The organism is Mycobacterium sp. NPDC048908, from assembly GCF_043197955.1.
GTDB lineage: Bacteria > Actinomycetota > Actinomycetes > Mycobacteriales > Mycobacteriaceae > Mycobacterium.
Genome location: NZ_JBICUE010000007.1, coordinates 295,678 through 316,335, shown reverse-complemented (window position 1 = coordinate 316,335; position 20,658 = coordinate 295,678). Strand labels below are relative to the sequence as shown.

The following is a 20,658-nucleotide window of genomic DNA, read 5'->3' as shown; positions in this document are numbered from 1 at the left end:
CAACTCCCAGAACCGACGACCCACAAACGGATAACGCGGAACCCTCATGACAACCCCTCAACAAGAAGCTGTTGCACCCAGCGCTAGAAACCGCCGCCGCAAATTGGACAGTTTTGCGTCTGCTCGCGCCAAGAGGTGAGCTAATCCTCGGCGCGGTCGAGCAGGTCGGACGACCCGAGCACCCGCTCCACGCGGACCTCGATGACCACCCGCTTGGGATTGACCCTCGGCGTGCGATAGCGCTGGGCATACCGCAGTTCGGCGTCCCGCACGGCCTCCGTCTCGGTGTTGACCACCGCCTTGCCCTCCAGCGACAACCATCGGGCGCCGTCGACCTGGCTGAGCACCGCGACACCGCGCTCCTGCGCGTTCACCGCCTTCTGCGAGCCGCCCGTGGTGATCACCCGCGCGATGTGTGTCTTGGGATCGAAGGTGAAACCGACCGCCACCACATGCGGTGAATGGTCCGAGCGCAGGGTCGTTAACATGGCCAAATGCCGTTCGGTGAGAAACGCGAGCGCGTCGTTCGTGAGCCGGGTGGTTGCCTTCGCCATCAAGGCTCACGGTAGCGCAGGACATAATCGGGGCCGTGAAGGACACGGACCCGGGGCTGGTCGTGATTTTCGGCGGCCGCAGCGAGATCGGGCTCGAATTGGCCACCCGGTTGGCCTCGGGGACGACTGTGGTGCTCGCGGCGCGCCGTGCCGACAAGCTCGACGACGAGGTGGCAGCCGTGCGAGCGGCCGGCGCCGCCGCGGTGCACGTCCGTGAATTCGACGCCGACGACCTCGCGTCGCACGGCCCGCTGGTCGAGTCGATCGTCACCGAACTCGGCCCGATCCGCACCGCTGTCGTGGCGTTCGGCATCCTCGGCGACCAGGCCCGCGCCGAGAAGGACCCCGCGCACGCCGCCGCCATCGTGCACACCGACTACCTCGCGCAGGTCAGTCTGCTCACCGTGCTGGCCAACACGATGCGAGGCTCGGGCTGCGGCTCACTTGTGGTGTTCTCGTCGGTGGCCGGGGTGCGGGCACGGCGCGCCAACTACGTCTACGGCTCGGCGAAGATGGGGCTCGACGGGTTCACGGCCGGCCTCACCGACGCGCTGCACGGCAGCGGGGTCCACGTGCTGCTGGTCCGGCCGGGCTTCGTCATCGGGCGCATGACCGAGGGCATGTCACCCGCACCGCTGTCCAGTACCCCGTCGCAGGTCGCCGAGGCGGCCGCCCGCGCACTGGCCGAGGGCCGCCGCGCGATCTGGGTGCCCGCCCCGCTGGGCCTGCTGGCGTTCGCGTTCCGGATGACTCCGCGTTTCATCTGGCGAAGGATGCCGCGGTGATCGTGGTCGTGGGTATCGGCGCCGACGGCATGGCCGGGTTGGCGCCGGCATCGGCTGCCGAATTACGCAGGGCCACTGTCATTTACGGATCACACCGCCAGCTCGAGCTGCTCGACGACACAGTGACCGCCGAGCGGCGGCAGTGGCCGTCACCGATGCTGGGCGCGGTGCGGGCGCTCGGCGATGTCGACGACGACGTGCACGTGGTCGCCAGCGGTGACCCGATGCTGCACGGCGTCGGCAGGCTGCTGATCCGGCTGCTGGGCGCCGACAACGTGAGGGTGCTGCCGCATGTGTCATCGGTGACGCTTGCGTGTGCGCGGCTCGGGTGGGCGGTGCAGGACACCGAGGTGATCAGTCTGATGACTGCCGACTTGCCGACCGCGGTGCGGAGCAGCGGGCAAGCGATCGTGCTCTGCCGCGACGGCCACGGCCCGGAGGCATTGGCCCGGCTGCTCACCGACGCAGGCCGCGGCGACTCCGAACTGACCGTGTTGGAACAACTCGGCGGCCCTACCGAGCGCCGACGAGACGCCACCGCCCGGGCGTGGGCGGCCAACCCGCCGGACGCCGTCGACGACCTCAACGTGGTGGCCGTGCGCTACCTGCCCGACGATGCTCGGCTGTCGGTGTTGCCCGACGACGCGTTCGCGCACGACGGTCAGCTCACCAAGCAGTCGATGCGGGCGGTCACCCTTGCCGCGCTGGCCCCGCGAAAGGGTGAGCTGCTGTGGGATGTGGGCGCTGGATCGGGCAGCATCGCGATCGAATGGTGTCGCAGCGGACCACGTTGCAGGGCAGTGGCATTCGAACGTGACGGGCAGCGCCGGGAACGCATCGCCGAGAACGCCCTGGCGCAGGGAGTCGTCGTGGACGTACGCGGCGCCGCGCCAGCCGCATTCGACGAGGCCGTCTTGATCGACGGTGGTATCGACTGGGTGCCACGGCCGGCGGCCATTTTCATCGGCGGTGGCGTGACTCAGCCGGACTTGATCGAGGCCTGCTATGGCCGGCTGCCGACGGGCGGGCGACTGGTGGTGAACGCAGTCACTGCGGAGTCTGAAGCCGTTGTGGCCCAGTGGTATTCCCGGGTCGGCGGCGAACTCCGACGATTTCAGCACTATCGTGGCGAGCCGCTGGGCGGTTTCACCGGCTGGCGGCCCGCGATGCCCGTCACCCAGTGGTCGGTGACCAAAGCATGACGATCTACTTCATCGGTGCTGGACCCGGCGCCGCCGACCTGATCACCGTTCGTGGCCAGCGGTTGCTCAGCAGATGTCCGGTCTGCCTGTACGCCGGATCCATCATGCCCGAGGACCTGCTGGCGCTCTGCCCGCCGGACGCACGCGTGGTCGACACCGGCCCGCTGACACTCGACCAGATCATCGCCGAACTGGCCGACGCACACGCGGCGGGTCTCGATGTGGCGCGATTGCATTCCGGTGACCCGTCGATCTACAGCGCACTGGCCGAGCAACGCCGTCGGCTTGACGCGCTCGGCGTCGACTACCAAATCGTGCCCGGGGTACCGGCATTCGCGGCCGCTGCCGCCGTGCTGGGCCGCGAGCTCACCGTGCCGGGCGTCGCGCAGACGGTCACCTTGACGCGGGTGGCGACGTTGTCGACGGCGATGCCGCCGGGGGAAGACCTGCAAACCCTGTCGGCGTCGGGTTCGACGCTGGTGCTGCATCTGGCAGCGGCGCAGATCGACACCATCGTCCCCGACCTGCTTGCGGGTGGCTATCTACCCGAAACACCCTGCGCCGTCGTGGCTTTCGCTACGTGGCCGCAGGAGACGGTGCTGCGTTGCACGCTGGCCGATCTGGCTGAGGAGACCAAAGCGGCCGGCGTCACGCGCACCGCCGTCATCGTCGTCGGTGATGTGCTTGCCGCCGAAGGGTTCTCCGACAGCTACCTCTACTCGTCGGGTCGGGTGCGGCGAGGGCGCCACTGATGCGCGTTCTGCTTCTCGGTGGCACGTCGGAGGCGCGGGCGCTGGCCGCGTGCCTGCATCCCGAGGTGGAGGTGATCAGCTCACTGGCCGGCCGTGTTCCTGACCCGGCGTTGCCAGTCGGCCAAGTGCGCGTCGGCGGCTTCGGCGGTGTCGAAGGTATGTGCCGCTGGCTGTCCGAGGCCGGCGTCGACGCGGTCGTCGACGCCACGCATCCCTACGCCGCCAACATCACCGCCAACGCCGCCGCCGCGTGCGGCCGACTCGGCCTGCCGCATCTCGTGGTGGCCAGGCCCGGCTGGGACCCCGGCGACGCCGTCGTCGTAGCGTCCGACGTAGACGCCGCGAAAGTCGTGCAGACAGAGCACTATTCGCGTGTATTCTTGAGCACCGGCCGATCCGGCACCGCGGCGTTCGTCGACGTCGACGCCTGGTTCCTGATCCGCACCGTCACCGCTCCTGATGCCGACACGTTGCCCCGCAGGCATCACGTGCTGTTGTCCCGTGGGCCCTACCGCTACGCCGACGAACTGGCCTTGCTGCGCGAACACCGCATCGATGCCTTGGTGACCAAGAACAGCGGGGGCGCAATGACGCGCCCGAAGTTGGATGCCGCCGCCGCGCTCGGGATTCCGGTGCTGATGGTGGCTCGTCCGGCCTTGCCGGCGGGGGTGACGATGGTGACCACGGTCGACGCCGCCGCGGAATGGGTCAGAGCGACGAATAACTGTTGATCAACTCCAGCGTGTCGAGTTCGCGGATCGCTCGGCAGCCGCGATGGAACATCGCCAGCATCATCTCGTCGCCGCGCTCGGTGGACGCCGCGAACGCGAACCCCAAACTACTGAGCAGAGGCGCTTGGAGGACGCCGAGGCGGTAGTCGCGCCAGCAAGTGTCGGCGTCGTAATCCGTGACACCGTAACCCAACAGCGTCGCGCAATACCGGTCCACGAGGTCACGTTCGATCTCGGCGCGCATCTCTGGCGCCAGACTGGTCGCGGTGAAGTATGCGAGGTCTCTTGCGGGCAGGCCCAGGCCCATCGTCTGCCAGTCGACAACTGTGATGCGGCTGCGATCGGGATCGAACAGCATGTTGTCCAACCGGTAGTCGCCGTGCATCAGTGAGTATCGTGCCGGTTCGGCCAGCAACCATGGCGTCACCAAGCTCATTGCTGCGCTCAGTGTTTCGCGATCCTCAGGGCTCATCCGCGCGCCGAGTTTGTCGAGCGTGATGTCGGCGGCCATCACCGAGATGTCGCCGAGGCCTTTCGCGGCAGCCTCGTCGCCCGGCTTGGGCATGGAGATGGCGGTCAAGTCAAGCCATGTCGGGTCACACCAACTCGGGCCGTGCAAGCCGGCTAGCGCCTCGACTGCGAGTTGCGCCTCCCGCGGTGTACAGCCCGCGATCTGATCGCCCTGCGCGGCTGGCGCCATGTCGGCCAGGACCAGTACAAAATCCGCTCCGGTGGCGCTGATGTCGCTGTAGTAGCAGCGTGGCACCGGGATCGTCACCTGCGCGGCGACGTCGGCGTAGAACTCGACCTCGGAGAGGTACCCGAGCGCGACGCGCTCACGGACCGCATCGTCCTGTGCTGCGAGCTTGACCGCGAAGGTATCGGGTAGGCCCGTGTCCGCGGCATACGTTGCGCGCACGCGGTACGTCGCGCCCGTCTGACCTGTGCCGATCGGGGTGACGGTGACACGGCGGACGTCGGCTCCCAACACCGGGCCGAGCCATGCCGGCGTTACATCCGACGGCCCGCGTGGAATGTTCGTGGTCACGGGCCGGACGTTAGCATTGTGTTTGCGCCGAGACTGCCGGGAGATCGCAATTCGGTGACGAATCGCGATCTGTCCGCAGTGTCGGCGACGTGGGGCCAGCCTGCTAAGTCGGGTAGCGGCGCGGGGTGAAGACTCGGTCTCTGGCTTCGGCGGTGTGCCACTGCGTCTGCGACGACCCGACGATGAGCAGACAGCGCATGTCGACATCGGCGGGGTCGAGGTCGGCGAGCCTGACCACCTTCACCTCTTCGCGCGGCCCCGACACGTCGCGCCCGATCACCACCGGCGTGCTGGAATCGCGGTGGTCAAGCAGCAGGTCTCGCATTGCGGCAACCTGCCAGGTGCGGCTCTTGGATGCAGGGTTGTAGATCGCCAGCACCAGATCGGCTCGTGCGGCGGCGGTCAACCGCTGCTCGATGACCTCCCACGGCTTGAGCCGGTCGGACAGCGAAATGACCGCGTAGTCATGGCCCAGCGGCGCGCCGACCCGGCTTGCGACGGCCTGCGCGGCGGTGATCGCCGGGATCACTCGGACGTCGACGCCCGGCCACTGTTTGGCTTCCTCCAGCACGGCCGTCGCCATCGCGAACACGCCGGGATCGCCGGAGGACACCACCGCGACGGCGTGTCCCTGTTGGGCCAGTGTGCAGGCCAACCGGGCGCGCTCGGGCTCGTCGGTGTTGTCGCTTGGGTGCTTGCGCTGACCGTCGCGGGCCGCAATCCGGTCGAGATACGGGCCATAGCCGATCAGGTCGGTCGCGGCGGCCAACTCGCGGCGACTCTGCGGCGTCATCCAGTCGGTATCGCCGGGACCAAGGCCGACCACGACGACGCTGCCGACGACGGCGCGCCGGCGAGCGCCGCCGGGCAGCATCGCCAGCGAGAAATACGGAACACTGTCGTCGACGACCTCGCCCGCAGGCAGCACCCGCTGGTTGGGGGTGCTGGCACGCTCGACGTAAAACGCCTCGTCCAGTCGGCTGACCGACGAAAGCGCTTCCCGCACAGTCGGATAAGACCGACCCAGCTTGAGTACCACGGCGGCGTCGGTGTCGGCGAGCCTGCGTTTGAGTTCATCGGCAGGCATGGTGCCCGGAAGTATGGTCAAGACCTCGTCGCCCTGCACGAGCGGCGTCCCGGTCGCGGCCGAGGCGGCGCTCACCGAGGTCACGCCCGGCACGATGACGGCGTCGAAGCGCTCGGTGAGCCGGGTGTGCATGTGCATGTAGGAGCTGTAGAACAGCGGATCGCCCTCCGCCAGCAGCGCCACGTGGCGGCCCGCGTCCAGGTGCGCGGCGATCCTGTCGGCAGAGTCGCGGTAGAAGTCCTCCATCGCGCCGGCGTAGCCGCCGGGATGGTCGGTGGTCTCGGTGGTGACCGGGTAGACGAGGTGTTCCTCGATCTGGCCAGGCCGCAGGTACGGCTCGGCGATGCCGCGCGCGATGCTGCGGCCATGGCGGGCGCTGTGGTAGGCGACGACGTCGGCCTCGCCGATCACCCTTGCGGCCTTGACGGTGACGAGTTCGGGATCACCGGGGCCGAGTCCGACGCCCCAGAGGGTGCCCCTCATTCGTCGCGGCTCGCGATCGCGTTGACGGCGGCGGCGGCCATAGCGCTGCCGCCGCGGCGGCCCTGCACCAGCAGATACGCCATGCCGCGGGGCCGGTCGATCAACTCCTGCTTCGATTGCGCCGAGCCGACGAAACCCACGGGGCCGCCCAGCACCGCGGCAGGCGCCTGCGCGCCGTCGTCGATCAGCTCCAATAGCCGGAACAACGCCGTCGGCGCATTGCCGATGGCCAGCACCGCGCCGCCGAGCCGGTCTGCCCACAGCTCCACCGCGGCCGCCGATCGTGTCGTGCCGGTGCGACGAGCCATTTCTGGAGCCCGCGGATCGGCCACCAACGACACCACCTCATTGCCGGCGGGCAGCCGCGACCTGGTGATGCCCGCGGCCACCATCGACGAATCACACAACACCGGCGCGCCCGCGCTCAGCGCGGCCTGACCCTTTGCGACCACGTCGTCGGTGAATGCGACGTGCTCGGTGATGTCGATCTGTCCGCAGGTATGGATCAACCGAACCACCACGCCCGCGACGTCATCGGGGAACCGTGACAGGTCCGCCTCGGCGCGGATCGTGGCAAACGACTGCCGGTAGATCTCGGCGGCGTCGCGGATGTAGTCGAGCACCCGCTCACCCTACGGGGAGGGCGTACGCAGCCGGTATCCGTCTCCGGTGGCCACCAGCACATCACCGGCGGGCGGACTGCCGCACGCCCGGTCACACCCGACGAAGTGCCGGTGCTTCTCGGTCGGGTCGGACAATGCGGCCGTCGCGTCCGCGCGAACGTCGGCGGCCGAATGTTCACAGCCGGGGCTGCCCGTGCACGCACTCACCGAGAGCCATGGTGAGTTCTCGTCGAATATCAACTCCATCGGCGCCAGAACCCGAAGCGCGGTGTCGGCGACGCCCTCCTCGAGGTCGAACACGAGCACCGAGCGCCACGGCGTGATCGCCATCGGTGCCTCGATCGCGGCGAGGAATTCGGCCACCCTGGCCTGCAGGACGCCAAGGGGCACCGCGGCGCCGAGCGCGATGCGCCCGTCGTCCTGTGGCAGCCAGCCGACGGGCGGTCGAGTGACCGGCGGCCACGTTGCGCCCGCGGGCGCCACCGGACTGAAGGGTTCCAGCAGGGCAGCGGTGTCGGCGACTTCGGCTATGCGCCAAGCCTTTCCGCGGGTGGCGACGAAGCGAGTCGCGACGTCGACGACCGCGGTGACCACGTCCGCGATCGGCAGTAGTACCCCGGTGTCCCGACCCGCCACCAGCAGGGCGGCCGTCGACGGGTCGACAAAATGCGCCGCGACGTCGGCGGCAAGACCCGATACATCGCCTCGGCCGTCATCGATGCCGAACAGGAACCGGCCCGGCAGGTCGGCCAGTGCGGGCTCGCCCTGAATCGCATCGTCCAATTCGCCGACCAGTGCTCGGATGTCGGCGATGCCGTCGATGCGACCGGACAACGGGGAGGCGACGATGTTGCGCACCCGCTCGTGCGTTTGAGAAGGCAAAAGCCCTAGTGCGGCGACAGTTTCAGCGACCGCCGAGGTATCCGTGATGGCCCGCAGTTGAATGTTGCCGCGTGAAGTCAATTCCATGGCAGGCGATCCGAACTCGGTCGCGGCGCGCGCCAGGCCCTCGAGTTGACTGGCCGTGATCATGCCGCCGGGAAGCCGCACCCGTGCCAGCGCACCGTCCGCGGCCTGATGCAGTTGCAGCGCACCGGGGCAGGCATCGTGATCGCGGAAACGGGCCACCAGATCACGGTACGTGCTGCCGGAAGGCGACACCGCAACGCGTCGGTTGGCGTTGCTGAGATCCCGTCACCCAGGCGCGCGGGCGGATTTCAAAGTTGCCGAAGCGTTGCGTCGGCAGCGATCGGGATAAACAGGTAGTCGGATACTCGTGAGGATCGCTAACGACCGATCGACGATTTCAACCATCCAACAGCCGCACTCACCGGCTCAGGGTCAACAGGGGGAGAAGTGAAATGACCGATCTGATAGCACCTTTCGGTGCTGAGCCGGGCGCCGCCGAGCGGTCCGCCGGTGACGAGGTGGCGCCGCGCACACCAGTTCTGATCACCGAGCAGCAGGTGCTGTTCGCCACCGCCGCCGCGGTTCTGTTGCGGCCGACGAAGCGGCACTGGATCGAAACCGCACGCGCAGTCCTGCTCGCCGCTTTCGTGGAGTCGAGCAACGAAAAGCGGCCGAAGCCGCGTCGCTACCCGTCACGCATGGACTATCTCGAAGATTCGCGCATGGCGCGCGAGATGACCAGGCTGTGACCGGTGCCCGAACCGGGGCTGATTTGCCACAGCGGCCTGTGGTGCCTGAGATATGGCACCGTGTCAGTCCGAGTTTCGCGTCCCAGCGCACGTCACCACCGCGGCCATGGGCACAGGTCGAGTGCGTGGCGTATGACTCCGGAAGTTAACCGAATAAACAGGTACTCGTCTACGCGTGAGAAGCATTTAGCACCGCGTTAATTTTCAATCATGAGGTGACCCCGGCGAGCCGGACCTCACCGCACCTCGAGTGGGAGCAAACGAAATGACTGATACGGCAACGACCTATCGCCAAGGGCTCGACGGAAGCCGCGAGCACCTGTCGGAGACCGCGACCCAGACGCCAACGTTGATCACCGAACAGCAGGTGCTGTTCAGCACGGCCGCGGCGGTGGCGCTGCCACCGGCGAGAACCCGCCGGTGGAGCGACACCCTGTCCGCGATGACCGCGGCTGTCGGCGGCTGGTTGACCAGCGCGGTGAAGCCGCCGAAGCCGCAGTACCCCAAGCGGCACGTCTGGCTTGAGAACGCTTTGATGTCACGCGAAATGGATCGGTTGTAGTCAGCTCGCAAGCGCGATGGGACTGACGACATCCGAATACTGGGACGCGTCACCGACGACGACGCGACTGCGCTGGCCGTAGATGTCCACCGGAATGTCTCCGGCCAGCGTCACGCGGCTGAGCCGCCGGTACTGGTCGTCGTAGTCTGCGACCGCGTAGTGCTGGGTGGCGCGGTTGTCCCAAATCGCGACATCACCGGGGAGCCAACTCCAACGAATGGTGTTCTCCAGCTTGGTGACTCGAGCCTGCAACAGGTTGAACAGCGTGGTCGACTCGGTCGGGCCCAGTCCCAAGAACTGCTTGATGAAGTGACCGAGCAACAGCACCCGCTTGCCCGTTTCGGGATGCACCCGCACCACCGGATGCTCGGTTTCGTAGTACTCGCGCACGAACTCTTCGCGGTACTGTCGCACCGAATCCGTCAGTTCCTCGCGCCGGTCGTAGTGCTCGCGGACGTAGTCGTATTGATTGGTGTGCACCGCCCATAAGTTTTCGGTCAGCACCCGCAGCGGTTCCGGCAACTGGTCGTACGCGGTTTCGGTCGACGCCCACGCCGTGGTTCCGCCGTAACTTGGCAGCGAAATTGCGCGCAGCAGTGACGCTTTGGGGATCCGGTCAACAAAGGTGACGTCGGTGTGCCAGCTGTTGGCCTTGTCGTAGCGGGAGTCGATCGGCAGTACCGACTCGCCCGCGGACAATGTCGGGTGTGCGGTCGTTGGCGTGCCGAGTTTGGCTGCGAAGCCAAGCTGACCATCGTCATCCAGGTCGTGCTGGTCACGAAAGAAGATCACCTTGTGTTCCAGCAGCGCGGCGTTGATCGCCGCCACGGTGTCGGCGTTCACATCGTCTGCCAGTCGGATGCCGTCAATGCGGGCACCGATGTTCGCGCCCAGTTTCACCACGTCGAATAGTTCAGTCACGCGTCCATTCCCGCAGGCGCCGGTCGCCCAGTAAACGGTTTGGCTGACCGCGATCCGAACTCGCGACCAGCTGACCGCCTGATGTGACGGCCGCCACAGTGTCACCTGTAGTGATCCGTCCCACACAGAAGCATCGATACAGGCCGGCAGCGCGTTAAGTTCTGGCTACTGCACGCGTGTGTAGTAACCGAATGTCACAGAAAGGAACGACGATGTTCGCACTCATCGCCTTCGGCGTTGTCCTGCTGGTGCTCATCGCCGGACTCGGACTGCCGTACCCGCAAACATGGCACGGCCGCTGGGGCAGCGGCAGCTGAACCACCGACCGCACCGCTCGACCGGGCGGTGCGGTACGAATGGTGGGTGAGCGAGCCAACCGTCGTGCTGCTGTCGACGTCCGACACCGACCTGATCACAGCGCGGGCGAGCGGCGCGAACTACCGGTGGGCGAACCCGTCGCGACTGGTCGAGGGCGAACTCGAGGAGCTGCTGACGGGCGCCGACATCGCGGTCGTGCGCATTCTCGGCGGTTACCGCGCATGGCAGGACGGCATCGACACCGTGGCGGCCAGTGGCATGCCCACCGTCGTGGTCAGTGGCGAGCAGGCACCCGACGCGGACCTGATGGGCCATTCCACGACTCCCGCGGGCGTCGCCCTGCAGACGCACATTTACCTCGCCCAGGGCGGCGTGCCGAACCTGCGTCAGCTGCACGCATTTCTGTGCGACACGCTTCTGATGACCGGTTTGGGTTTCGCCCCGCCCGAGACCACGCCGAGCTGGGGGTCCCTTGACCGCGTAGCGCGTGACGTCGAGGGGCCGACGATCGCGCTGCTCTACTACCGCGCTCAGCACCTGGCGGGCAACACCGACTACATCGAGGCTCTCTGCCGGGCCGTCGAAGATGCGGGCGGCAGGCCGCTGCCGGTGTTCTGCGCCTCGCTGCGGACGGCCGACGCGGACCTGTTGGAGCTGTTGTCGACTGCCGACGCGCTGGTGACCACCGTGCTTGCAGCGGGCGGTGCGACGCCAGCCACCGTCACCGCAGGCGGCAACGACGACAGCTGGAACGTGGCGCACCTGGCCGCACTGGACGTTCCGATCCTGCAAGGCTTGTGCCTCACCAGTTCTCGGGCCCAGTGGGTGCACAACGACGACGGGCTGTTTCCGCTGGACGTCGCCACCCAAGTTGCGGTGCCCGAGTTCGACGGTCGCCTCATCACGGTTCCGTTCTCGTTCAAGGAAATCGACGACGAGGGCCTGATCTCCTACGTCGCCGATCCCGAACGCTGCGCCCGCGTCGCGGGCCTGGCGGTGAGACATGCTCGGCTGCGGGCAATTCCGGCATCGCGCAAGCGGGTGGCGCTCGTGTTCTCGGCGTACCCCACCAAACACGCCCGTATCGGCAACGCGGTCGGGCTGGACACGCCGGCCAGCGCGGTCGCGCTGCTGCGCGCCATGCGGGACGCGGGTTACACGATCGACGACGTTCCGGGCGTCGACGCCCAGGACGGGGACGCGTTGGTACATGCGCTGATCGCCAGAGGCGGTCAGGACCCGGACTGGCTCACCGACGGGCAGCTGATAGGCAACCCGATCCGGTTGTCCGCCAAGGACTATCGCGAGTGGTTCGACACCCTTCCCGCCGCGCTCACCGAAGCCGTCGTCCAGCATTGGGGCCCGCCGCCGGGCGAGTTGTTCGTCGACAGGAGCCAGCATCCCGATGGCGAGATAGTGATCGCCGCCCTGCAGGCGGGTAACGCGGTGTTGATGGTCCAACCGCCGCGCGGCTTCGGCGAGAATCCGGTCGCCATCTATCACGATCCCGACTTGCCGCCCAGCCACCACTACCTGGCCGCCTACCACTGGATCGGCAACAAATTCGGCGCGGACGCCGTCGTGCACCTTGGCAAGCACGGCAACCTGGAGTGGCTGCCGGGCAAGACCCTCGGCATGTCGGCGGCGTGCGGCGCCGACGCCGCGCTGGGCAACTTGCCGCTGATCTATCCCTTCCTGGTCAACGATCCCGGCGAGGGCACCCAGGCCAAGCGGCGCGCCCACGCCACCCTGGTCGACCATCTGATTCCGCCGATGGCCCGCGCCGAAACCTACGGCGACATCGCCCGATTGGAGCAGTTGCTCGACGAGCACGCGACGATCGCCGCGCTCGACCCCGGCAAGCTGCCCGCGATCCGGCAGCAGATCTGGACGCTTATGCGCGCGGCGAAGATGGACCACGATCTGGGGCTGGACGAACGGCCGGAGGACGATTCCTTCGACGACATGCTGCTTCACGTTGACGGCTGGCTGTGCGAGATCAAGGACGTGCAGATCCGCGACGGATTGCATGTTCTCGGCCAAAGGCCCACGGGCGCAGCCGAACTCGACCTCGTGCTGGCCATTCTGCGCGCGCGTCAGCTGTTCGGCGGCGAGCAGACGGTGCCGGGTCTGCGTCAGGCGCTCGGCCTGGCAGAAGACGGTAGCGACGAGCGGGCCGCGGTCGACGCCGCCGAGTCGGCTGCCCGCGAACTGGTGGCGGCGCTGCAGAAAACCGGCTGGGACGCCGCCGCCGCCGACACGCTGACCGATGATCCCGCCATCGCCGCGATCCTCCGATTCGCCGCCACGGAGGTGGTGCCGCGCCTGGCCGGAACGGCGGGGGAGATCCGTCAGATCCTGCGGGCACTGGACGGCCGCTTCATCGCATCGGGGCCGTCCGGGTCGCCGCTGCGGGGGCTGGTCAACGTTCTGCCAACGGGCCGCAACTTCTACTCTGTCGACCCCAAGGCCGTGCCGTCGAGGCTGGCGTGGGAAACCGGTGTGGCGATGGCGGATTCGCTGCTGGCCCGCTATCGCGACGACTACGGTCGCTGGCCGCAATCGGTCGGGCTGTCGGTGTGGGGCACGTCGGCCATGCGCACCGCGGGTGACGACATCGCGGAAGTCCTCGCCCTGCTCGGGGTCAGGCCGGTCTGGGACGATGCATCGCGTCGGGTGGTCGATCTCGAACCGATCACCTTGACCGAACTCGGCAGGCCGCGCATCGACGTGACCGTGCGCATCTCTGGGTTTTTCCGCGACGCCTTCCCGCACGTCGTCGCCATGCTCGACGACGCCGTGCAACTGGTCGCCGGCCTCGACGAGTCCGCGGCGGACAATTACGTGCGGGCGCACGCGCAGGCCGACCTCGCCGACCACGGCGACCAACGCCGGGCGACGACAAGGATTTTCGGCTCCAAGCCGGGAACGTATGGCGCCGGTCTTCTGCAACTGATCGACAGCCGCAACTGGCGCGACGACGCCGACCTCGCGCAGGTCTACACCGCCTGGGGTGGCTTCGCGTATGGCCGCGGGCTGGACGGCAGGCCCGCCGCAGACGACATGAACAGGCAGTATCGACGAATCGTCGTGGCCGCCAAGAACACCGACACCCGCGAGCACGACATCGCCGACTCCGACGATTACTTCCAGTACCACGGCGGCATGGTCGCGACGGTGCGCGCGCTGACCGGCGAGTCGCCCGCCGCCTACATCGGCGACAACACCAGACCCGATGCCGTGCGAACCCGCACACTGTCGGAAGAGACGACCAGGGTGTTCCGCGCCCGCGTCGTCAATCCCCGATGGATGACCGCGATGCGACGACACGGGTACAAGGGCGCGTTCGAGATGGCCGCCACCGTCGACTACCTGTTCGGCTACGACGCCACCGCCGGCGTGATGGCCGACTGGATGTACGAACGGCTGTCCGCGGAATACGTGCTCGATGAGCAGAACCGCAAATTCATGGCGGAGTCCAACCCGTGGGCGCTGCACGGCATGGCGGAACGCCTGCTGGAGGCGGCAGGCCGGGGCATGTGGGCACAACCGGAGCAGGCCACCCTCGACGGGTTGCGCCAAGTGCTGCTCGAGACGGAAGGCGAACTCGAAGGCTAAGTTGGGTCCGTGTCGACCACCTTCGCTGAGGTTGCGAAATCCGAGTACATCCTGCTGACCACGTTCACGAAGGACGGCAGGCCCAAGCCGACCACCGTCTGGGCCGCGCCCTCAGGCGACGGCCTCGTCGTCATCACGCAGGAGCAGTCGTGGAAGGTCAAGCGGATCCGCAATACCCCGCGCGTCACCATCGCCGTCAGCGACCGGCGCGGCAATCCGAAGGGCGAGGCGGTTGAGGCGATCGCCTCGATCCTGGACAAGTCGGCCAACGGCGCCACCTACGACGCGATCGGCAAGCGCTACGGGCTTCTCGGCAAAACGTTCAACGTTTTCTCCAAGCTACGTGGGGGAATGACGAACAACGTGACCATCGAGTTGCGAGCCGGATAGCCAACGAAAGCGACCTTCTGCCCATGTCTGACACGTTCCACGACATCGCCGATTCGAAGTACCTGCTGCTCACCACGTTCACCAAGGACGGAAGGCCCAAGCCGACTCCGGTGTGGGGAGTGCGGGACGGCGAAAGGCTGCTGATCTCCACCGACGACGGGTCATGGAAGACCAAGCGGATCAAGAACACCCCGCGGGTGACCATCCAGAAGTCCAGCGCCCTCGGCAAACCCAAGGGTGAGCCAGTGCAGGCAGTGGCCAAGAACCTGCCCAAGTCGGAAAACCGGCGCGTCTTCGACATGGTCACCAGGAAGTACTGGTGGCATGCGTGGTGGTGGGTTCCGCAGGCGATCGTCCGTGGCGGCATCGACAAGGTGCACAGCGCGATAGAGGTGACCGCGGCGTAGTTGTCGGCCATCTAGCACGCTCAAAAACCCTTGCGCGAAGCCGGCCGCGGCGATCCAGCCACCCCACGGAACCCAGCCACGCCCATGGACGTTGCCTTTGCATGGCGATACGGCTGTTTCTGGTGTACATGGTCGTCGAGTTGGCGGTGATCGTGGCCCTGACGTCGACGATCGGCCTCGGCTGGACCATCGTGGCACTGCTTGCCACCTGGCTGGTCGGCGTCACCCTGGCCGGATCCCAGGTCAAGCGACATATCCGCAGGCTGCAGTCCGGCCTGAAACCCGCCACCCTGCAGGGGGCGGCCACCGACAGCCTGCTCGTCGCGCTCGGTACCGTACTGGTCGTGATCCCGGGTCTGGCCAGCTCCGTGCTCGGCGCGCTGTTCTTGCTGCCGCCGACCCGGGCCGCCGCACGCCCGCTGGTCACCGCGCTGGCGGCGCGCCGGGTGCCGCTGGTGGCGGCAGCAGTCGGTCCGGTCGCGGCCACCGGTTGGGGCTATGACGCCTCCCGGCGCGGTGACTACATCGACGGCGAAGTCATCGAGGTGCAGCCCAACGCCGTGGAGCGCAAGCCTGAATAGTGGCGACTCTCCTGCTCAACGGGCGGGTGCACAGCCCCGCGATGCCCGACGCCACCGCGATGGCGGTCACCGATGGCGTCGTGACCTGGCTCGGCACCGATGACATTGGGCGCCAACAGTTTCCGGGCGCAGACGTCGTCGATCTGGAAGGCGGTTTCGTCGCACCAGCATTCGTCGACAGCCACGTCCATCTCACCGCGACCGGGCTGACGCTGGCAGGTTTGGATCTGCGCACCGCCGCCTCGCTCAGGCACTGCCTGGAATTGCTCGCCGACTACGTGCGCGCCCACCCCGAAGGTCCGGTCTGGGGCCACGGTTGGGACGAATCCGGGTGGCCCGAGCGCATCGCGCCCAGCACCGATGACCTCGATCGAGTCGTCGGCAACCGGCCCGTCTACCTGGCCCGCGTCGACGTGCATTCGGCCGCCGCGTCGACGGCGTTGCGGGATCTCGCAACCGGCCTTGCCGGTGTGGCGGGCTTCGATCCGCAGGGCCCCTTGACCAGCGACGCTCACCACATGGTCAGGGCCGCCGCCCGCGACCGACTGACCGCGGCGCAGCGCCGGGAGGCCCGTACGGCCGCTCTCGATGCCGCCGCCGCGTTCGGCATCGCGGCGGTGCACGAGTGCGCGGGGCCCGACATCGGCGGCATCGACGACTGGGTCGAGGTCCGTGACACGCGCCATGGCGTCGAGGTCATCGGCTACTGGGGTGAGCACGTGACGACGGCCGCCGCGGCTCGCGAACTCATCGAGAAGACCGGCGCCCGCGGACTTGCCGGCGACTTGTTCGTCGACGGCGCCCTAGGCTCACGCACCGCATGGTTGCACGCGCCATACGACGATTCGTCCAACTGTTGCGGCAACACCTATCTCGACGTCGACGCGATCACCGCGCACCTGCTTGCCTGCACCGAGGCCGGCATCACGGCAGGCTTTCACGTCATCGGCGACGCCGCGGTCAGCGCCGTCGTCGCCGCGCTCGAACGTGTCGTCGACCAGTTCGGTGCCCCGGCTGTCGTGCGCTGCGGCCATCGGCTCGAGCACCTCGAGATGGTGACGGAAGAGCAGGCGACCAAGCTCGGATCCTGGGGCGTGTTCGCGAGCATGCAACCGAATTTCGACGCTCTGTGGGGCGGCGAGGACGGCATGTACGTTCGCCGCCTCGGGCTCGCCCGAGGCACCAGGTTGAACCCGTTTGCGCTGCTAGCATCCCAAGGCGTGCCAATCGCGTTCGGCTCCGACAGCCCGGTGACGGGTATGAATCCGTGGGCGACCGTGCGCGCCGCGACGCGGCACCGCACCCCGGGCAGCGCGGTGTCGGCGCGGGCGGCGTTCGCAGCGGCCACCCGGGGTGCATGGCGCGCGGGTGGCGTGCGCGACGGCGTCACCGGAACCCTCGTCCCCGGAGCCCCGGCTTCGTATGCCATCTGGGAGACCGACGCCCTGGAAGTCAGTGCGCCAGCCGACGCGGTACAGCGTTGGTCGACCGACCAGCGGTCGCGGGTGCCAGCCCTGCCGCGACTCGACGACCCGTTGCCGCGCTGCAGGCAGACGGTTCATCGAGGTGCCGTCATCCATGGCTAGAACGTCCGGCCGTCGACGCCGTGCCGTCGAGGACACCGAGGTGTTCCCGCCTATCGTCGACGACACCGAAGAGCCTGTGGAGGGCGAAGACTACGCCGAGCTGGCGCCGTCTGACCACAGCAACTGGAAGGCTGGACTCCGAACGCGGGCAAAGCGTTTCGGTCAGGCCGCGGTGGACCGGCTGGCCCAGCTTTCCGCGACGATCGTGGCCGGGCTTGCGCTGTGCGCGAGCTTCCCGCCGTTCGGGTGGTGGCCCATGGCGTTCGTGGCGTTCGGCTTGCTCGCCTGGGTGCTCACCCGGGAAACCACCACCAGGGCCGGAGGATTCGGGTACGGATTCCTGTTCGGATTGGCGTTCTATCTGCCGCTGATCCCGTGGATCAGCGGCCTTGTCGGTCCGGTCCCATGGATCGCGCTGTCGGCTGTGCAAGCGCTGTTCACCGCGGTGTTCGGGTTGGCCGCTGTCTACGTTCGGCGGCTCGCAGGTTGGGCATTCTGGTTCGCGACGCTCTGGTCGGCTCAGGAGTGGCTCAAGTCCACGGTGCCGTTCGGTGGATTCCCTTGGGGGGTAGTCGGTTTCAGCCAGACGAACGGACCTCTGCTGGCGCTCGCCCAATTGGGCGGCGCGTCACTGCTGTCGTTCGCGGTGGCTTTGACGGGGTTCAGTCTGGCGGCGATAGCTGTCGAAATCGCCGCGTGGTGGCGCCGCAAGGGGAACGAAGCGGGTGCACCGACCGCGGTGGTGCTGCCGGGGGTGTGCATCAGCGCGGTACTGCTGTGCACCGCGCTGGCGTGGCCACACGTCCGGCAGTCCGGACTCGGGGTAGGCGACGACCCGGCGATCACCGTCGCCGCGGTGCAGGGGAACGTGCCACGGCTCGGACTCGAATTCAACGCGCAGCGCCGCGCCGTGCTCGACAACCACGTCCGCCAGACCCTTCGGTTGGCCGACGACGTGCACGCCGGTCGCGCGCCGCAGCCGATGGTCGTCATCTGGCCGGAGAACTCCTCCGATATCGATCCGCTGACCAATCCGGACGCCCGCGAACAGATCAACAGCGCCGCCGCGGCCATCAACGCGCCCATCTTGGTCGGTGGCGTCGTCGCCGCCCCCGGTTACAGCCCGGACAACCCGGTGGCGACCAACTCGGTGATCGTCTGGAATCCCGGGACCGGCCCGGCCGACAGGCACGACAAGAAGATCGTGCAACCGTTCGGCGAGTACCTGCCGTGGCGCGGTTTCTTCAAACATCTGTCGTCCTACGCCGACCGCGCCGGCTACTTCGTGCCAGGCAGCGGTAACGGCGTGGTCACCGCGGCCGGCGTGCCGATCGGCGTGACCACCTGCTGGGAGGTGATCTTCGACCGGGCCGCCCGCGAGGCGGTGCAAAACGGTGCACAACTGCTGGCGGTGCCGTCCAACAACGCCACCTTCACCGAGGCGATGAGCGAGCAACAACTGGCGTTCGGCAGGCTGCGTGCGGTCGAACACGACCGGTATGTCGTGGTCGCGGGCACCACGGGAATCAGCGCAATCATCGCTCCCGACGGCCGTGAGCTGTCTCGCACGGGATTCTTCGAACCCGACTACCTCGACATGCAGGTGCGGCTAAAGACGCAGCTCACCCCCGCCACGCGCTGGGCCCCGATCGTCACGGGGCTGCTGGTCGCCCTCGGCGTTGCCGCTGTGCTCATCGCCATGCTGCACAATGGGAGTTTCGTGCGGCGGCTTGGCCGGCGCGGTGAGGACTAAAGGAGCCCCATGACCACCGGTCAGCGCCCGAGTGAGCGCACTCTGGTCATCATTCCCACCTTCAACGAGCGGGAGAACCTGCCTCTCATCGTCGGGCGGGTCCACGAGGCCCGGCCCGACGTGCACATATTGATCGTCGACGACAACAGCCCGGACGGCACCGGTGCCCTGGCCGACGAGTTGTCGTTGGCCGACACCGACCGCATCCACGTCATGCACCGCACGGCGAAGGGCGGCCTCGGCGCGGCGTACCTGGCGGGGTTCGCGTGGGGCCTGAACCGCGAGTACTCGGTGCTCGTCGAAATGGACGCAGACGGCAGTCATCCGCCCGAACAACTGCATCGGCTACTGGACGCCGTCGATGCAGGCGCGGACCTGGTCATCGGCTCGCGCTATGTGCATGGCGGGGAGGTGCGCAACTGGCCGCGGCGCAGGATGGTGCTGTCGCGCACCGCCAACGGTTACTCACGCATCCTGCTCGGCGTGGACATACACGACATCACGGCCGGCTACCGGGCCTACCGGCGTGAGGTGCTGGAGAAGATCGACCTGGCGGCGGTGGACTCCAAGGGCTACTGCTTCCAGATCGACCTGACCTGGCGCACCATCAACAACGGCTTCATCGTGGTCGAGGTGCCGATCACGTTCACCGAACGCGAGTTCGGCCAGTCCAAAATGAGCGGATCCAACATCCGCGAGGCCATGTTCAAAGTCGCGGAATGGGGTATCCGCGGGCGCATTGACCGCGCCCGCGGCGTTGGGGTGACCCGCTAAGCGCGACGGGTCAGTTGCCCCGGCGGCGTGCCTTGATCAGGTCGAGGCGCTCCTTGAGCAACTCCTCGAGCTCATCGATCGACCGGCGCTCGAGCAGCATGTCCCAGTGGGTGCGCGGCGGCTTCACCTTCTTGGGCTCCGGCGCGTCGCCCTCGATCAGGGTGCCCTCCATACCATTGCGGCACAGCCAGGTATGGGGGATCTCCGCGTCATCGGCGAACGGAACGTCGAACTCCTCACCGTTTTCGGTGCGGTAGCGGGCGACCTGACGGGGCGCCAGGTCGTGGTTGCGGTCAGTCTCGTAGCTCACGGCTCCGAGGCGACTGCCCCTCAAGACACGATCAGCCATCGTCATCACTCCTCAGGTCACTAATTTGTCCGGAGAAACAACGCAGCAACGTGACGCGTAGTTCCCGACTCGACGGTCAATGATACCGGGATCGTCGGCTCAGCCGGTTTACAGTCTGCTCCGTGGGCCACGGAAGAAGAAGTGTGAAGCCTCAGCCCTGTCGGTGGTGTGGTCGTGAGGTCGCCGACGCAGGGCTCGGCAGGCGCAGGCAGTACTGCAGGCAGTCCTGCCGGCAACGCGCTTACGAGCAGCGCGCCATGGTCAAGGGCACCTCGTTGGCGCCGGATTCCGTTGTGCTGAGTGCTGAGGAGGCCTCCGAGCTCTCTGACCGGGTCTACCAGGTCAGATGCGCCGCCGAAGACGTGGCGACCGCCGTCGAGGAGGGCGTGAAGAGCGCGGAACTGCGTGAACTGTGCGACGCGCTGATGCGCGCGGCGAAGGCGGCCGACGGCTGGCGCTAGCCAAACCGTTGGTTG

At 67.5% G+C, this 20,658-nt stretch carries 21 protein-coding genes; 14 read left to right on the top strand and 7 right to left on the bottom strand.

What is annotated here, in order from left to right; all coding sequences use genetic code 11:
* Positions 1–140: 140 nt before the first annotated feature.
* On the bottom strand, positions 141–554 hold the full coding sequence (locus tag ACGFK1_RS20450; protein ID WP_393433176.1) for a F420-dependent biliverdin reductase: 414 nt from the start codon (positions 552–554) through the stop codon (positions 141–143).
* Positions 555–589: 35 nt separating this feature from the next.
* Between ACGFK1_RS20450 and ACGFK1_RS20445 the strand changes: the two genes are divergently transcribed.
* The 4 genes from ACGFK1_RS20445 to ACGFK1_RS20430 are packed head-to-tail and all read left to right on the top strand — an operon-like array spanning position 590 to position 4,024.
* Entirely contained in the window at positions 590–1,339 is a 750-nt protein-coding gene (locus ACGFK1_RS20445; RefSeq protein ID WP_393433173.1) for an SDR family NAD(P)-dependent oxidoreductase, read from the top strand.
* Positions 1,336–2,541, top strand: a complete 1,206-nt coding sequence (gene cbiE, locus ACGFK1_RS20440) for a precorrin-6y C5,15-methyltransferase (decarboxylating) subunit CbiE (protein WP_393433170.1) — start codon at positions 1,336–1,338, stop codon at positions 2,539–2,541. Before ACGFK1_RS20445 ends, cbiE begins: the two co-directional genes overlap by 4 nt.
* Entirely contained in the window at positions 2,538–3,293 is a 756-nt protein-coding gene (gene cobM / locus ACGFK1_RS20435; protein ID WP_393433167.1) for a precorrin-4 C(11)-methyltransferase, read from the top strand. Before cbiE ends, cobM begins: the two co-directional genes overlap by 4 nt.
* The gene (locus ACGFK1_RS20430) at positions 3,293–4,024 is read left to right on the top strand and encodes a cobalt-precorrin-6A reductase (RefSeq protein ID WP_393433164.1); all 732 of its coding nucleotides are present in this window, start codon (positions 3,293–3,295) and stop codon (positions 4,022–4,024) included. The genes cobM and ACGFK1_RS20430 overlap by 1 nt, the downstream gene beginning before the upstream one ends.
* On the opposite strand, the gene ACGFK1_RS20425 is transcribed toward ACGFK1_RS20430, so the two are convergent.
* From ACGFK1_RS20425 to cobG, 4 genes are all read right to left on the bottom strand, one after another.
* Positions 4,002–5,072: a phosphotransferase family protein gene (locus tag ACGFK1_RS20425; protein WP_393433162.1), complete on the bottom strand. Its 1,071-nt coding sequence runs from the start codon at positions 5,070–5,072 to the stop codon at positions 4,002–4,004. The genes ACGFK1_RS20430 and ACGFK1_RS20425 overlap by 23 nt on opposite strands.
* 103 nt (positions 5,073–5,175) lie before the next feature.
* Positions 5,176–6,642: a precorrin-2 C(20)-methyltransferase gene (locus ACGFK1_RS20420; RefSeq protein WP_393433159.1), complete on the bottom strand. Its 1,467-nt coding sequence runs from the start codon at positions 6,640–6,642 to the stop codon at positions 5,176–5,178.
* Positions 6,639–7,265 (bottom strand): precorrin-8X methylmutase, encoded by a 627-nt coding sequence (locus tag ACGFK1_RS20415; protein WP_393433156.1) that lies wholly within the window; start codon positions 7,263–7,265, stop codon positions 6,639–6,641. Before ACGFK1_RS20415 ends, ACGFK1_RS20420 begins: the two co-directional genes overlap by 4 nt.
* 9 nt (positions 7,266–7,274) lie before the next feature.
* Positions 7,275–8,393: a precorrin-3B synthase gene (gene cobG / locus ACGFK1_RS20410; RefSeq protein ID WP_393433153.1), complete on the bottom strand. Its 1,119-nt coding sequence runs from the start codon at positions 8,391–8,393 to the stop codon at positions 7,275–7,277.
* A 233-nt stretch (positions 8,394–8,626) separates the two neighbouring features.
* On the opposite strand from cobG, the gene ACGFK1_RS20405 reads away from it, so the two are divergent.
* Both ACGFK1_RS20405 and ACGFK1_RS20400 read left to right on the top strand, forming a co-directional pair.
* Complete coding sequence (locus ACGFK1_RS20405; protein ID WP_393433150.1) at positions 8,627–8,923, top strand: hypothetical protein; 297 nt, start codon at positions 8,627–8,629, stop codon at positions 8,921–8,923.
* 265 nt (positions 8,924–9,188) lie between these two features.
* Positions 9,189–9,485: a hypothetical protein gene (locus ACGFK1_RS20400; protein WP_393433147.1), complete on the top strand. Its 297-nt coding sequence runs from the start codon at positions 9,189–9,191 to the stop codon at positions 9,483–9,485.
* Here ACGFK1_RS20400 and ACGFK1_RS20395 read toward each other — a convergent pair whose 3' ends face one another.
* Positions 9,486–10,406 carry a TauD/TfdA dioxygenase family protein gene (locus ACGFK1_RS20395; RefSeq protein ID WP_393433144.1) on the bottom strand — a complete coding sequence of 307 codons (921 nt, stop codon included), beginning with the start codon at positions 10,404–10,406 and terminating at the stop codon, positions 9,486–9,488.
* A 363-nt stretch (positions 10,407–10,769) separates the two neighbouring features.
* Between ACGFK1_RS20395 and cobN the strand changes: the two genes are divergently transcribed.
* From cobN to ACGFK1_RS20360, 7 genes are all read left to right on the top strand, one after another.
* On the top strand, positions 10,770–14,342 hold the full coding sequence (gene cobN / locus ACGFK1_RS20390) for a cobaltochelatase subunit CobN (RefSeq protein WP_393433141.1): 3,573 nt from the start codon (positions 10,770–10,772) through the stop codon (positions 14,340–14,342).
* Between the two features lie 9 nt (positions 14,343–14,351).
* Complete coding sequence (locus tag ACGFK1_RS20385; RefSeq protein WP_393433138.1) at positions 14,352–14,732, top strand: PPOX class F420-dependent oxidoreductase; 381 nt, start codon at positions 14,352–14,354, stop codon at positions 14,730–14,732.
* A 23-nt stretch (positions 14,733–14,755) separates the two neighbouring features.
* Positions 14,756–15,139, top strand: a complete 384-nt coding sequence (locus tag ACGFK1_RS20380) for a PPOX class F420-dependent oxidoreductase (RefSeq protein ID WP_393433135.1) — start codon at positions 14,756–14,758, stop codon at positions 15,137–15,139.
* Positions 15,140–15,240: 101 nt separating this feature from the next.
* Positions 15,241–15,720 carry an FxsA family protein gene (locus ACGFK1_RS20375; protein ID WP_393433133.1) on the top strand — a complete coding sequence of 160 codons (480 nt, stop codon included), beginning with the start codon at positions 15,241–15,243 and terminating at the stop codon, positions 15,718–15,720.
* Positions 15,720–17,306 (top strand): amidohydrolase, encoded by a 1,587-nt coding sequence (locus ACGFK1_RS20370; RefSeq protein ID WP_393433130.1) that lies wholly within the window; start codon positions 15,720–15,722, stop codon positions 17,304–17,306. The genes ACGFK1_RS20375 and ACGFK1_RS20370 overlap by 1 nt, the downstream gene beginning before the upstream one ends.
* Positions 17,299–19,059, top strand: coding sequence for an apolipoprotein N-acyltransferase (gene lnt, locus ACGFK1_RS20365; protein ID WP_393433127.1), 1,761 nt, complete (start codon positions 17,299–17,301; stop codon positions 19,057–19,059). The genes ACGFK1_RS20370 and lnt overlap by 8 nt, the downstream gene beginning before the upstream one ends.
* 9 nt (positions 19,060–19,068) lie before the next feature.
* Positions 19,069–19,833, top strand: a complete 765-nt coding sequence (locus tag ACGFK1_RS20360; protein ID WP_393433125.1) for a polyprenol monophosphomannose synthase — start codon at positions 19,069–19,071, stop codon at positions 19,831–19,833.
* Positions 19,834–19,843: 10 nt separating this feature from the next.
* Here ACGFK1_RS20360 and ACGFK1_RS20355 read toward each other — a convergent pair whose 3' ends face one another.
* Complete coding sequence (locus tag ACGFK1_RS20355; protein WP_393433122.1) at positions 19,844–20,182, bottom strand: RNA polymerase-binding protein RbpA; 339 nt, start codon at positions 20,180–20,182, stop codon at positions 19,844–19,846.
* A gap of 143 nt (positions 20,183–20,325) precedes the next feature.
* Between ACGFK1_RS20355 and ACGFK1_RS20350 the strand changes: the two genes are divergently transcribed.
* Entirely contained in the window at positions 20,326–20,643 is a 318-nt protein-coding gene (locus ACGFK1_RS20350; protein WP_393433119.1) for a hypothetical protein, read from the top strand.
* The last annotated feature ends 15 nt before the right edge of the window (positions 20,644–20,658 follow it).

What these genes read in the sequence shown, in the direction of transcription:
- ACGFK1_RS20450 (WP_393433176.1), bottom strand. Translation starts at nt 554, where the DNA reads ATGGCGAAGGCAACCACCCGGCTCACGAACGACGCGCTCGCGTTTCTC.
- cobM (WP_393433167.1), top strand. Translation starts at nt 2,538, where the DNA reads ATGACGATCTACTTCATCGGTGCTGGACCCGGCGCCGCCGACCTGATC.
- ACGFK1_RS20430 (WP_393433164.1), top strand. Translation starts at nt 3,293, where the DNA reads ATGCGCGTTCTGCTTCTCGGTGGCACGTCGGAGGCGCGGGCGCTGGCC.
- ACGFK1_RS20420 (WP_393433159.1), bottom strand. Translation starts at nt 6,642, where the DNA reads ATGAGGGGCACCCTCTGGGGCGTCGGACTCGGCCCCGGTGATCCCGAA.
- ACGFK1_RS20405 (WP_393433150.1), top strand. Translation starts at nt 8,627, where the DNA reads ATGACCGATCTGATAGCACCTTTCGGTGCTGAGCCGGGCGCCGCCGAG.
- ACGFK1_RS20400 (WP_393433147.1), top strand. Translation starts at nt 9,189, where the DNA reads ATGACTGATACGGCAACGACCTATCGCCAAGGGCTCGACGGAAGCCGC.
- ACGFK1_RS20380 (WP_393433135.1), top strand. Translation starts at nt 14,756, where the DNA reads ATGTCTGACACGTTCCACGACATCGCCGATTCGAAGTACCTGCTGCTC.
- ACGFK1_RS20375 (WP_393433133.1), top strand. Translation starts at nt 15,241, where the DNA reads ATGGCGATACGGCTGTTTCTGGTGTACATGGTCGTCGAGTTGGCGGTG.
- lnt (WP_393433127.1), top strand. Translation starts at nt 17,299, where the DNA reads ATGGCTAGAACGTCCGGCCGTCGACGCCGTGCCGTCGAGGACACCGAG.
- ACGFK1_RS20360 (WP_393433125.1), top strand. Translation starts at nt 19,069, where the DNA reads ATGACCACCGGTCAGCGCCCGAGTGAGCGCACTCTGGTCATCATTCCC.
- ACGFK1_RS20355 (WP_393433122.1), bottom strand. Translation starts at nt 20,182, where the DNA reads ATGGCTGATCGTGTCTTGAGGGGCAGTCGCCTCGGAGCCGTGAGCTAC.